Source organism: Erysipelothrix aquatica, assembly GCF_009828825.1.
In the GTDB taxonomy this organism is placed as follows: domain Bacteria; phylum Bacillota_I; class Bacilli_A; order Erysipelotrichales; family Erysipelotrichaceae; genus Erysipelothrix; species Erysipelothrix aquatica_A.
Genome location: NZ_WTTA01000002.1, coordinates 237,265 through 249,987, shown reverse-complemented (window position 1 = coordinate 249,987; position 12,723 = coordinate 237,265). Strand labels below are relative to the sequence as shown.

The window sequence follows — 12,723 nt, the reverse complement described above, 5'->3', positions numbered from 1 at the left end:
AGGATTAATTTATACCATCCACAATGGATTCTAGAGACCAAAAGAGGCGGTCCAAGGGTCCATTTTTTATATCTTGCTTCACTTGGTTTGCAGTTTCTGGGTCATCGGTAATGATACCATTCACGTTTGTACGGATATACACTTCCATAAGATCAGAGGTATTGATTGTCCATGCATAGAGGGCTTTTTTCTGATTCTTAATATCGTTGACAGCACGTGTTGTAATGGAAGTATCTTCGATTGAATAGAAATCAACTGGCATCGGTTCAATGCCACCAAGGTTAAATCCAATAATATATCCCGTGTATGCATTGGGGAACATTTCCTTAAAGGTTACAATGGCCTTCTTATCAAGGCTTTGGAATGAAACCATATGCTCCATATCTGCATCGCGAATGATTTGCATGATGTTCGCAAGATATTCAGGACTGTCTGTTTTATGTGCTTTAATTTCGACCATAATCTTTTGATTGAGAGAACGAGCAAGTTCCATATATTCTTTGAAAGTTGGGATTGTTGATTCGTGTCCCTTGCTAATAAGCTTCTCTTTTGAAAGGTCTTCCCATGTGTAAGGGTAGATAGCGTTGGAATTTGTTCCAACACGTTTTAAATCAGGATCATGGAAAACAACAATAGTTCCATCTGAAATCTCTTGAACGTCCATTTCAACGTAATCTGGCTTGAATTCACTCGCGTATTGCAGGGACTCTAAAGAGTTCTCCACAGCACGTTTCGTATCACCGCGGTGGGCAACTATTTGCGTATCGTTTCGAAGTTCATTATTGGGCATATCCAAATACAACAGTGCAGAAAATCCAAGATAAACAAAGATGACGCCAACGTTAATGATCTGCAATCGACGCCGCGATTTTGGTGTTAACGTATGGATGTGAATTTGTGTGCCCTTAAGTTCGTGATAGCTCACTGTAACGGTTTGAATGAGCCAGACACTCGCGAATGCGATCGTGGTAAATGTCCAAAAGATGACTAAGGTATTTGTAATAGTCTCGATGATAAATTGATATTGTGGTAAGACTGTTTCGATAAAGGATCCAGCAACAAGGAGTACCATAGAACCAACTAAAATAGATAAGACCGAAAGGAAACCAATTGCCGCTACGATTTTAAGTATGGTGAACTCTTGGCGACGGGTCATTTTCCAACTACGCTTGAGTGCTTCATAGAAATTGACATCTTCATTGTAGAAAATGATGATCGCATAGAAAAGTCGCAAGTTGAGATAGAAGAGAATCCACCCCAAAGTAATATACGCATACTTCATCCATGCAAATTCATAGATAAAATCAATTAAGAAAAGTGGTATTTGCAAACTGGATGTTACCGTAGACGTTAATCCGATATTTCCAAATGGCATAATTATAAAGATATAGATTAAGAAAATTGGAATGTCTTTAACACGGAGCCGTTTTAAGGGTGCAAAGATGGATTTTACGGTTAAGGATTCGGGGTGGTATTTCCGATCAGCAAACGCAAGAATTGCAATTAACTGAACAACACCAATACTTCCAAGCACGACGACCATTACCAGTAATAGAATAATGGCAATAGGATTGAATAAGATGCCTAAAAAGTTCTCATTGTTGATTCCGTGAACTTTCGCACTGACAAGTGCCAGGTCGAAGAGTCGGTTTGTAATTTGTTTGGTTAATAATATAACCATGGTTTCTGCTAAAATCGCAACGACTAAATAACGCCACATGTCAAAACGTATGTATTTAAAGGTCGATTTAAAGATATCGCGCACTTTTATTTTCTGTTTCATAGCTACCTCATCTCTACTTTAAAGGATATGCCTGTTTAAAATATTCAGGAATATCGACGTGATACGATACACGTTGGCGTGTTCGCGGATGGATAAACTGGAGTTGATAAGCAACAAGATAATGCCCTGATGATTTGTCATCATCAATTCCATACAAAGGATCCCCTAATAAAGGATGACCAGCATATGCTGCATGGACTCGAATTTGATGTGTTCGTCCGGTATACAAATGACATTCAACAAGGGTCATTGTATCAAAACGTTGTTTGACAATAAAATCGGTCTTAGCATATCTACTATTCTTTTCGGTAACACTCATTTTCTTCGTATTTAAAGGATCCATACCAATGGGTGCTTCAATCGTAATCATAGCGTCTTCAATAACACCATGGACCAAGGCGAGATATGTACGGGCCATCGTCTTATCCACAAGTTGGTCTGCTAAAAATGTATGAGCTTTATCGTTTTTTGCAATGACAAGAAGACCTGAGGTATCGCGGTCAATACGATGCACCATCCCAGGTTTCACAACATCATCCCCTTGATTCAAGTAATGAACTAAACCATGCAAAAGTGTGGGTTCATGAACACCTTTCCCGGGGTGAACTACGAGCCCACGTTGCTTATTAAGGACCAAAATATCACGGTCTTCAAAAACTATATTCAAAGGCATCGCAACACCTTCAAGTGTTGCGGCTTTGACATGATAGTCTTCCGCCTTGATTATATCATTCAATTTCACTTTATACTTCGATTTTAAGCAGGTATTGTTACCGTATACGATACCATCTTTAATCATCTCTGATGCCTTACTTCGCGAAAGATTTAATTTCTCACTGATAAACACATCAATGCGTTTGCCAACATCGGCTTTGGTTACTGTCCATTGATTCATAGTTCGACTCCGTTTTCTCTTTATTTTATCCTATGAAAGTCAGTGAATCAAGGTAGTCAACCAAGCAATAATTGTGTACAATAGTTGAGGAAAGCTGAGGAAATATAATGAAGAAATTAATCACTTTGGTGACATTAATGTTTGTACTTGTTGGTTGTGGATCAAAAACAGTAACAACGTCACCAGCAGAAATTGGTAAAGCAGTTGAGGGAAATGCTTTATCTTATGAAATAATCTCAATTGAAGCAAATACAGGTTTAAAACCAACAGCAGCACCTTCAGATAAATTGGAATACCCAATTAAAGAAGAGGGTAAAGTTTGGGTCAGTGTAAAAGCTAAAGTAACCAACAATACTAAAGATGAGTTAGATTCAAAAACTGACCTTTTAGGAACACTAAAAGTTGGTTCAGAAGTCATCAAAACAACAACATTCTTCGAGATTAATAATCAAGAAAAATTCAGCCAGTTTGAACGACTCCAACCGAAAGCAGATGCTGTAATTCAATTTGCAGCACAAGTTCCTGCTGATGTTTTAAACCAAGAACTGACCTTTGACGTTAATGTTAAAGATGCATTAGCAATCAGTAATACATTTAAAGTTGCACCATAAAGATTATAATTGGGCCCTATCACCCGTAAAAAACACCCCAGTGGAGAAAAGTTCCAATCGGGGTGTTTTATTTTTGTTAGTTATTATTGTGACCGCACTTACAATTATCTGTTTCACAGTTACATTTTGTTGTTTGATTGGGTAAGCAACTGCAGGGTACAAAATCAACAAACTCTTTAGCTTCGAGAGCTGCGAGAATAATTTCTCGGTCTTTTTTTGACAGGTTGTGGGTGTCGATTGCTTTTGCGATAGCGCCGCCAACTGCGCTATTACAAATTGATGTGAATAGTTTGTCAACGCGATTGGACACACTTTCCGCTTCTGTTACAAGCGGCAAGTAAATGAAACGGTTACCATCTTTGCGCGTATCTAAGTATCCTTTTTTGACGAGTCGTCCCAAAAGGGTTTTAGTCGTTGCTACTTCCCAATTTTGTGTGTCTTTGAGAACTTTTGAAACGCTGCGGCTGGTTGCTTCATCGAGGCTCCAAATGACCCGCATTACTTCCCATTCAGCTGAGGAGGCTGTTGTTATATCTTCCATAGTTATCACTTCCTTACTATTAGTTTACAGTTGTAGACAAAATGTGTCAAGAAATTCACTTTATTTCCTAATCATCAGTATTTACAATGAATAACATCACATGCTGAGGTTGTATTGATCAAAAACAGTTTACTTCCGAAATGTCATACTTAAGTCACGATTAATGATTCGTACTTTGCTACGATGAGGGTAGTAACGATACACTTAAACGATAAAAAGGCATGTAATTTGACATATATCGTTTACAGTTGTAAACTATAAGAAAGTGGAGGGAGTAATATGACAGAAAAAAATAAGAGTAAAAGCAAAGAAGTAATGCACGATCATAGCCATCATGGCCATTCAAGTGATGGAAAAGGCGCTATGAGTCATGATAATCATTCGAAACATATGGATCATTCGAAACATATGGATCATTCGAAACATATGGATCATTCGAAACATATGGATCATTCGAAACATATGGATCATTCAGAACATATGGATCATTTAGGACATGGAGATCATTTAGGACATGGAGATCATTTAGGACATGGAGATCATTCAGGACATGACCATTCGGGTCACGGTACAGCATTCAAGCAAAAGCTTGTCGTTTCTCTGTTCTTTGGTGTACCAATACTCTTTTTTGCACCAATGATGGGGGTAACCCTTCCCTTCCAATTTACATTTCCAGGAAGTGAATGGGTTGTCGCAATTTTAGCGACCGTTCTATACTTTTATGGTGGACAGCCGTTCTTAGCAGGAGCGAAATCAGAGTTAAAATCCAAAAATCCAGCAATGATGACATTAATTTCATTGGGGATATCCGTCGCATACATCTATAGTATGTATGCATTCGTAATGAATACGGTGCTTGGCAGTCCCGTGCACATCATGGACTTCTTTTGGGAACTTGCGAGCTTAATTCTCATTATGCTACTCGGTCACTGGATTGAAATGGAGGCAATTTCGAATGCCGGTAATGCGTTACAACGTATGGCCGAATTGCTTCCAAGTGATGCAACTGTGCTCCTTGAAAATGGAACGACAGAAGTTCGTTCATTGAAAGATATCACAATCGGCGACAAAGTCATCATTAAAGCAGGAGAAAATATGCCGGCGGATGGTGTGATTGTAGATGGAAAGACATCCGTCAACGAATCAATGATTACCGGTGAATCACGAGCTGTTCAAAAGAAACCAGGTGATAAGGTTATTGGTGGATCTGTTAATGGATCTGGAACACTTACCGTTGAAGTAACAGGAACTGGTGAATCAGGTTTCCTTGCACAAGTAATGACGCTCGTCGATCAGGCATCTAAAGATAAATCTAAAGCAGAATCAATGGCTGATGTGGTTGCAAAATGGTTATTCTATATCGCAGTTGTCGTGGGTATCTTAGCACTGATTATTTGGTCAATACTCACGAATGTGAATACCGGAATTGAACGCATGGTTACTGTCCTTGTTATTGCGTGTCCGCATGCATTAGGATTGGCAATTCCATTAGTAACGGCACGATCAACATCATTAGGAGCTCAAAACGGCTTACTTATCAAATCACGCCAAGCGCTTGAAGTCGCACAAAATATTGACGTCATCATGATGGATAAAACAGGAACATTAACTGAAGGAAACTTCGTTGTTACAGATTACCGTTCATTTGATGAGTCATATTCCAAAGAAAAAGTACTACAATACTTCGCAACCTTAGAACAATCATCATCCCATCCATTAGCAGTTGGAATTCTTGATGAAGCAGAAGCTCAGGAGATCACACTCTTGAAGGCAGAAAATGTCACGACAATTGCAGGGATTGGTCTTGAGGGAACGATTGAAGGTCACGATGTGAAAATCACAAGTGTGAAATATCTTCAAAACAATAATATTCCATATGATGATGCAGCATTTAAGGCGTTATCGGGCGAAGGTTATTCTATTAGTTTCTTACTCGTGGATGATCGCAACACGGGTTGGATTGCTCAAGGAGACGAAATCAAAGAAGACTCTCGTGAGATGATTCGTCAACTCAAAGCACTTGGCATCAAACCAGTAATGCTAACGGGTGACAATAAACAAGCGGCACAAGTGATTGCTAAGAATCTTGGTATCAATGATGTTCATGGTGAATTGATGCCAGAAGACAAAGAACGTATTGTTCGTGAGTATCAAGATCAAGGACTGACAGTCATCATGGTCGGCGATGGTGTTAACGATGCACCAAGTTTAGCACGTGCCAACGTCGGTGTAGCAATTGGTGCTGGAACGGATGTAGCAATCGATTCTGCGGATGTTATTCTTGTTAAGAGTAATCCTTCGGATATTCTTCATTTCGTGTCATTAGCACGTAACACGTCACGTAAGATGAAAGAGAATCTACTTTGGGGAGCTGGATATAACTTCATTGCAATTCCATTGGCGGCTGGTATACTAGCGGGCATTGGATTTATTCTATCTCCAGCAGTTGGAGCCATATTAATGTCACTCTCAACAGTTATCGTCGCAATCAATGCAATGCTTCTTAAAATAAAATAACTCGCTTCGGCGAGTTTTTTATTTAGATAGGAATGTGGCGAACGGTTACTTATTTAAAAATATGACCGTTCGCCATACATAAACGACCACTAATACAAAGAATCTTTACAATAAAACTGGTTCATATTAGATTATGCAAAAATCGAGGAGAGATGCCAGTGATTCGAGTTCAATTAAACATCCGAAATCGGAATTCAAACATACGTATTAAAGAAATTTTAGTGCTATATCAAGATTTGTTCAATCAGCCCTTCACCGTTATTGATTCACCAGAAAATGTAGATTTAATGATTGCAGATTGTATTATGAAATATCATGACCCCTGTAAGACAATTTTAATAGGGTTTGATGTTCCATCCTATCAATGCATTCAGTCCTGCCACCACAAAGAACAGATTCTCAAAGCAATTCGAAAAATTATTGACCGACCAAAGTATGAACCCCAAGAGATAACGCTTGGTAAACGTCGTGTTGTGCGCATTGATGTTGGGATGATTTGTGTTATTGAAACAAGAGGGCGCCGCCTGTCGATTAAAACAGCGACTGATGAATATCTTGATACGAATACAATTTCATATTGGCAAGATTATCTTGAAGCATGGCCTTTTCTGGAAATTTATCGAGGGGTTCTGGTAAATCTATGCCAAGTTGTAACCGTTAACAAGGATCATGTCATTCTAAAAAATGGCTTAAAACTTCCAGTCGCACGTCGTCGCTATCAGGAAATACTAACGAAAATGCGCTATTTGACGAAAGAATAAAAACATTGCGTCTTACATTGAATCTCATTACAATACTACTATCGGGAACATAGGATACTACAGCATGTTAGGTGCTGAAATAGCGGATTATTCATAGTAAACCTATAAAATTAACTTGCTGGATACGAACTTTTTGATGTCAATGAACTTTTGAAAGGAGTCCAATGATTCATGTCCATGTTGATTTGCGTGACCGCTTTTCGCGTCGTTGCGTAAAAGAAGTGCTTGACTTATATTCCGAACTTAATGAAGAAGCAATAATATATACCAAAGAGCCGCCGGTAGGTCTATACATTGTTGATTATGCAAATCACCGTTATGATCGCCGCAAAACGCTCCTCATCGGTTTTAAAATACCAAGGCATCATTGTCTTAAGAACTTAGATAACTGTCAGATGACCTTACGGGTTGTGTCGCGCTTGATTCAACGCCCACTTTACAACCCGGAGTTTGTCCAAGTGGGACGCCGTGAGTGCTCGGTCGTGGATGTTTCTGAAATTTGTACAATTGAAACATGCAAACGCCATATTTTGATCCGAACACAAACAAGAGATTACAAGGATCGGCGCCCGATTCATTACTGGATTCATTTATTACGAAAATCGCCATTCATAGAGATCTATCGCGGTGTCGTTGTTAACTTGACGGCTGTAGAGCGCTTAGAAACAGATTTTCTAGTCCTGAAAAATGGGATAAGACTACCGGTAGCGCGACGTCGTTACGCAAAAGTACAGAAAAGGTTAGGTCTTATTCAACAAATAAACTTGCACAAAAAATAATTACTCATTACAATAGAATTAACATGGAGGTGGCTGATATGATCCGTAGAGCTACAGTAGAAGACATTGATATTCTAATGGAATTGGACACACACGTTGAACGTGAAGAATTTGAATCAAAACTCGAACTTGGACGTGTTCTGGTGTACGAAGTCGACGATAAAATTGTAGGTATCATTCGATACAATATGTTCTGGGATCAGTATCCATTCCTCAATTACTTTAAGATTCTAGAGCCTTATCGTCACCGCGGTTATGGTACTGAAATGATTAATTACTGGGAAACGGAAATGATGGCATTGGGGAATTACCTAGTTATGACTTCCGGAAGAGCAGACCAAGATGCACAGCATTTTTTTCGAGCACTAGGCTACCAAGATTCGGGAAATATACTCTTCCCGGGTGAAAATCTAGAACTCATCTTAATTAAGAACCTTATTAGATAGCAGCTGAGCTGCTATCTTTTTAATAAAAAAAGCACCTGTTTAGGTGCTTATATAAATTGGACAAACTAGGTGTTCGATTTAACGGAATTAAACATCTCAGTAAGTCTAATTTGTAAGAATTTTGCTTGATCTTCTGTCAATGGGTCAACTGGCGCATTGTGTCCAGGAACTGTTCCGATGTTAACTTGGATTGATCCATCCCCACCAATAATGACAACATAAGGAACACCAGTCATGCGTTGCTCTTCAGGTAATGAATTTGAGAATGCTTCAATACGTTTTTGAGCATCTGCATTTTGTGTGTAATCGTTGCCGCGTGTATCAACATAGTTGATTGTGTGGTTTCCTGCTGCTGCAGCTTCTTCCATAACAGGAACAAGGGCGACACACCATGGGCATGTTTCAAATCCTAAATAGTAAATACCTTCAGTTTTGTTTTCAAGTGCTGTTGCCATATCACTAGCACTCATTGCTTGGTAATGATGGTCTTTTTTATCAAAGCCTTTGTAACCTTTCATAATGTTTGTATTTGCCGATGTACATCCGACAAGTACCAACAACGAAACAACTGCTGTAAGCAATATTTTTTTCATAAATTAATTCTCCTTGTGTTTATTATAAGTAAAGTGGTACAAATTTCAACTAAATCAAAGTAAAATTGTGTGATATAATTGTGAAGACAAGATGAGGTAAAACTATGAGCTTATTTCAATGCCCGGTCTGTAAAAAACAACTGGTACTCCAAAACAAATCGTATGTGTGCGAAACAGGTCATCAATTTGATAGGGCAAAGGCTGGATATGTGAACCTATTACAGTCACAAAGTTCTAAATCTAAACAACACGGCGATGATGCCAAAATGATTCAAGCGCGAACTCAATTCCTAAATGACGGATACTACGATGTGTTTCGAGAAGCTCTTAAAGAAATTGTAACAAAATATTCAGCGAATAGCTTGGCAGATGTTGGTTGTGGTGAGGGTTGGTATGCCGAACCGTTGCTTCAGCAGGAAAAAACTGTCTATGGAATCGATATTTCAAAACAAGCAGTCACCAGTGCTGCGAAACGAAATAAGAAAATGATGCTTGCTGTTGCATCGACTGCGAAGTTACCACTGATGGATAGTGCATTTGATCTCGCATATAGTATTTTTGCACCATTTTCATCAGATGAGGTCTATCGTATTCTGAAAAATAATGGACATTTCGTCGTGGTTTTTCCACTCGAAAAACAATTGTGGGGACTTAAATCGATCCTCTATGATAAGCCCTACGAGAACGAGGTTGTATTGCCTACATATGAAGGGTTTGAATTGGAAACTCTCATTCGTGTTGAACATACCATTCATTTAACAGGACAAACGACCATCAACAATCTTCTGGCGATGACTCCTTATTATCATCGTACTCCAAAACATGCAATAGCGACCCTAGCGGCGTTGGAAACACTCTGCACACCCATTCAATTTGGGTTCGCAATCTATAAAAAAAACGTGTAGCAATAGATTATTTACACCGACAAATAGAACCACGTTGATAACTAGCGTGGTTTTTTAGAATAGTTTACGTTTGGAAATTGACAATTCAAACCAAAACACATAAGATAGAGGCATAGCGATGAAAAGAAATAGTATTTGTTGAAAACTATAAGAGAGCTGATGGGTGGTGCGAATCAGTAAGTGGACAATAAAGAACTCATCTTGGAGCAGAATTTCTGAATTCAGTAAGAAATTCCGTAGCCCCGCGTTAAGGGATAGAGCGCTTGTCTCAAACATGAGATGAGAAATTAAGGTGGTACCGCGAGACATTCGTCCTTTGCAGGTGCTTTTTTTATTTTACAGGAGGAAAAACGATGTATAACCATTTAAAAATTGAACAAAAATGGCAACAATACTGGGAAGAAAACGAAACATTTAAAACAGACATTCGAAATTTTGATATCCCCAAATATTACGTCCTTGATATGTTCCCATACCCATCAGGGAATGGACTTCATGTTGGACATCCCCGTGGCTATACAGCCACAGATGTGTTAGCACGATACAAACGTATGAAAGGATTCAACGTTTTACATCCAATTGGGTGGGATGCTTTTGGCTTGCCAGCAGAACAATTTGCATTAAAAACAGGAAATCATCCAGATGCTTTTACGAAGGAAAATATTCAAAACTTTACGAAACAAATTAAGTCACTAGGACTTTCTTATGACTGGTCTCGTGAAATCTCAACGACGGATCCTCACTACTATAAGTGGACACAGTGGATTTTTACGAAACTCTACGACATGGGCCTAGCATATGTTGATGAGAAGCCTGTAAACTTCAGCCCTGACTTGGGAACCGTTCTTGCGAATGAAGAAGTTATCAACGGGAAAACGGAAGTCGGTGGATTTGATGTTATCCGTATTCCAATGCGTCAGTGGGTTTTACGTATTACAGAATACGCAGAACGCTTACTTGAAGATTTAGATTTGGTCGAATGGCCAGCATCAACTAAAGAAATGCAAATCAACTGGATTGGAAAATCGGTAGGAGCAAATGTAATCTTTAAAGTTGATAACCATGATTTAGAATTTACGGTGTTTACAACACGTGCAGATACACTTTTTGGTGCAACCTATACAGTCCTTGCTCCGGAACATCCATTTGTAAGTCAAATTACGACTCCTGAGCAAAAAGAAGCGGTGGATGCGTATGTAGATCAAGTTATGCATAAGTCAGATTTAGAACGTACCGAGCTAAATAAAGACAAAACAGGTGTCTTTACTGGTGCCTATGCGATTAACCCGGTTAATGGGAAACAAGTGCCTATCTATATTGCAGACTATGTGCTCGCAGCCTATGGTACTGGAGCAATCATGGCAGTACCAGCACATGATCAACGCGATTATGAGTTCGCGAAGAAATACAATATCGAGATGATTCAAGTACTTGAAGGCGGAAGTATCGCGGAAGCTGCGTATACAGAAGATGGTAACCATATTAATTCAGGCTTCCTTGATGGTTTAAACAAAGAAGAAGCCCTTGTAATCATGAATAAATGGTTAGAAGACAATAAATACGGTGAAGCAAAAGTTACCTATAAACTACGTGATTGGTTATTCTCCCGTCAACGCTACTGGGGAGAGCCAATTCCTATTGTTCATATGGAAGACGGAACCATGCGTACAGTTGATCTTGAAGATTTACCACTTGAACTTCCGGAAGTTGAAAACTATAAACCTGCACCGGATGGTCAATCACCACTAGCGAATGCCGGTGATTGGTTAGATGTTACATTCCCAGATGGATCAAAAGGTCGTCGTGAGACCAATACAATGCCGCAATGGGCGGGATCTTGCTGGTATTACTTACGCTATATTGATCCAACCAATGAAGGAGCAATCGCCGATCCAGAACTTATTAATCACTGGATGGAAGTAGATCTTTACATGGGAGGTGCAGAACATGCAGTTCTTCACTTACTATATGCACGTTTCTGGCATAAAGTACTTTATGACATTGGTGTTGTGAATACGAAAGAGCCATTCAAGAAACTCTTCCATCAAGGTATGATTTTAGGTGCTAATAACGAAAAAATGAGTAAATCTCGTGGTAATGTCGTCAATCCTGATGATATTGTTCGCAGTCATGGAGCTGATACACTACGCGTTTACGAAATGTTTATTGGACCGCTTGATGGTGCAACTGCATGGAGTACACAAGGACTTGATGGAAACCGTAAATGGTTAGATCGTGTCTGGCGTTTGCTTGTCGAATCAGGGAAAATTGTTGATACGAATGATGGATTACTCGATTTCTCATATAACCAAACAGTCAAAAAAGTTACTGAAGATATTGAATCATTTGGCATGAATACAGCATTAGCACAATTAATGACATTTATTAACGATGCTTACAAAGCCGAAACAATTTATAAAGAATATGCGGTTGGATTTGTTAAAATGCTAGCAGTTTTTGCGCCTCATATCGGGGAAGAGCTATACACAATTTTAACGGGTGAAACGGGAATCAGTTATGCCGAATGGCCAACATTTGATGAAACGAAACTTGTGAAATCCGAGACTGAGATTGTCGTACAAATCAACGGTAAAGTCCGTGCGAAATTCATGGCAGCTACTGGACTTGATGATGATGCTCTAAAAGCACTCGCATACGAGCAACCTCAAGTTCAAAAGAACCTTGAAGGAATGCAAATTCTAAAAGAAATTATTATCAAGAATAAAATCGTAAATATAGTTGTGAAACCTGCCTAAGGTTTTGTGAACAAAATACACAACTTTCACAAACTCATGTCTTTTTCGAAAGGAAACTGCATGAGTTTTCTTTTGGGGCATGAAACATCTCGATGTAACAAACCACAAGATTGTGAACAAATTAGCGATACGCTAT

The 12,723-nt window shown here is 39.0% G+C and carries 11 protein-coding genes and 1 other annotated feature; of the genes, 7 read left to right on the top strand and 4 right to left on the bottom strand.

The window, feature by feature from the left end:
* Positions 1-4: 4 nt before the first annotated feature.
* Positions 5-1,783 carry a glycerophosphoryl diester phosphodiesterase membrane domain-containing protein gene (locus GVV22_RS04440; protein WP_159648945.1) on the bottom strand — a complete coding sequence of 593 codons (1,779 nt, stop codon included), beginning with the start codon at positions 1,781-1,783 and terminating at the stop codon, positions 5-7.
* Between the two features lie 13 nt (positions 1,784-1,796).
* On the bottom strand, positions 1,797-2,678 hold the full coding sequence (locus GVV22_RS04435) for an RluA family pseudouridine synthase (protein WP_159648944.1): 882 nt from the start codon (positions 2,676-2,678) through the stop codon (positions 1,797-1,799).
* A gap of 107 nt (positions 2,679-2,785) precedes the next feature.
* Between GVV22_RS04435 and GVV22_RS04430 the strand changes: the two genes are divergently transcribed.
* Entirely contained in the window at positions 2,786-3,289 is a 504-nt protein-coding gene (locus GVV22_RS04430) for a hypothetical protein (RefSeq protein WP_159648943.1), read from the top strand.
* 76 nt (positions 3,290-3,365) lie between these two features.
* Here the strand turns inward: GVV22_RS04430 and GVV22_RS04425 are convergent, their stop codons facing one another.
* Positions 3,366-3,830, bottom strand: coding sequence for a CopY/TcrY family copper transport repressor (locus GVV22_RS04425; RefSeq protein ID WP_159648942.1), 465 nt, complete (start codon positions 3,828-3,830; stop codon positions 3,366-3,368).
* A gap of 279 nt (positions 3,831-4,109) precedes the next feature.
* Here GVV22_RS04425 and GVV22_RS04420 point away from each other — a divergent pair, with 279 nt between their 5' ends.
* From GVV22_RS04420 to GVV22_RS04405, 4 genes are all read left to right on the top strand, one after another.
* Positions 4,110-6,347 (top strand): heavy metal translocating P-type ATPase, encoded by a 2,238-nt coding sequence (locus GVV22_RS04420; RefSeq protein WP_328603014.1) that lies wholly within the window; start codon positions 4,110-4,112, stop codon positions 6,345-6,347.
* A 158-nt stretch (positions 6,348-6,505) separates the two neighbouring features.
* Positions 6,506-7,108 carry a LytTR family DNA-binding domain-containing protein gene (locus GVV22_RS04415; RefSeq protein ID WP_159648941.1) on the top strand — a complete coding sequence of 201 codons (603 nt, stop codon included), beginning with the start codon at positions 6,506-6,508 and terminating at the stop codon, positions 7,106-7,108.
* Positions 7,109-7,272: 164 nt separating this feature from the next.
* Positions 7,273-7,887 carry a LytTR family DNA-binding domain-containing protein gene (locus GVV22_RS04410; RefSeq protein ID WP_159648940.1) on the top strand — a complete coding sequence of 205 codons (615 nt, stop codon included), beginning with the start codon at positions 7,273-7,275 and terminating at the stop codon, positions 7,885-7,887.
* Positions 7,888-7,925: 38 nt separating this feature from the next.
* Positions 7,926-8,333 carry a GNAT family N-acetyltransferase gene (locus tag GVV22_RS04405; protein WP_159636130.1) on the top strand — a complete coding sequence of 136 codons (408 nt, stop codon included), beginning with the start codon at positions 7,926-7,928 and terminating at the stop codon, positions 8,331-8,333.
* A gap of 65 nt (positions 8,334-8,398) precedes the next feature.
* On the opposite strand, the gene GVV22_RS04400 is transcribed toward GVV22_RS04405, so the two are convergent.
* Positions 8,399-8,926, bottom strand: a complete 528-nt coding sequence (locus GVV22_RS04400) for a thioredoxin (protein ID WP_159648939.1) — start codon at positions 8,924-8,926, stop codon at positions 8,399-8,401.
* Positions 8,927-9,030: 104 nt separating this feature from the next.
* Between GVV22_RS04400 and GVV22_RS04395 the strand changes: the two genes are divergently transcribed.
* Positions 9,031-9,831, top strand: a complete 801-nt coding sequence (locus tag GVV22_RS04395; protein WP_159648938.1) for a putative RNA methyltransferase — start codon at positions 9,031-9,033, stop codon at positions 9,829-9,831.
* A gap of 109 nt (positions 9,832-9,940) precedes the next feature.
* Positions 9,941-10,151: a binding site (T-box leader), on the top strand.
* Between the two features lie 33 nt (positions 10,152-10,184).
* A complete protein-coding gene (leuS, locus tag GVV22_RS04390) occupies positions 10,185-12,587 on the top strand; it encodes a leucine--tRNA ligase (RefSeq protein ID WP_159648937.1) in 2,403 nt (800 codons plus the stop codon).
* Positions 12,588-12,723 lie beyond the last annotated feature (136 nt).

Coding starts and splice junctions, on each gene's coding strand:
- GVV22_RS04440 (WP_159648945.1), bottom strand. CDS start 1,783: ATGAAACAGAAAATAAAAGTGCGCGATATCTTTAAATCGACCTTTAAA.
- GVV22_RS04435 (WP_159648944.1), bottom strand. CDS start 2,678: ATGAATCAATGGACAGTAACCAAAGCCGATGTTGGCAAACGCATTGAT.
- GVV22_RS04430 (WP_159648943.1), top strand. CDS start 2,786: ATGAAGAAATTAATCACTTTGGTGACATTAATGTTTGTACTTGTTGGT.
- GVV22_RS04425 (WP_159648942.1), bottom strand. CDS start 3,830: ATGGAAGATATAACAACAGCCTCCTCAGCTGAATGGGAAGTAATGCGG.
- GVV22_RS04420 (WP_328603014.1), top strand. CDS start 4,110: ATGACAGAAAAAAATAAGAGTAAAAGCAAAGAAGTAATGCACGATCAT.
- GVV22_RS04410 (WP_159648940.1), top strand. CDS start 7,273: ATGATTCATGTCCATGTTGATTTGCGTGACCGCTTTTCGCGTCGTTGC.
- GVV22_RS04405 (WP_159636130.1), top strand. CDS start 7,926: ATGATCCGTAGAGCTACAGTAGAAGACATTGATATTCTAATGGAATTG.
- GVV22_RS04400 (WP_159648939.1), bottom strand. CDS start 8,926: ATGAAAAAAATATTGCTTACAGCAGTTGTTTCGTTGTTGGTACTTGTC.
- GVV22_RS04395 (WP_159648938.1), top strand. CDS start 9,031: ATGAGCTTATTTCAATGCCCGGTCTGTAAAAAACAACTGGTACTCCAA.
- leuS (WP_159648937.1), top strand. CDS start 10,185: ATGTATAACCATTTAAAAATTGAACAAAAATGGCAACAATACTGGGAA.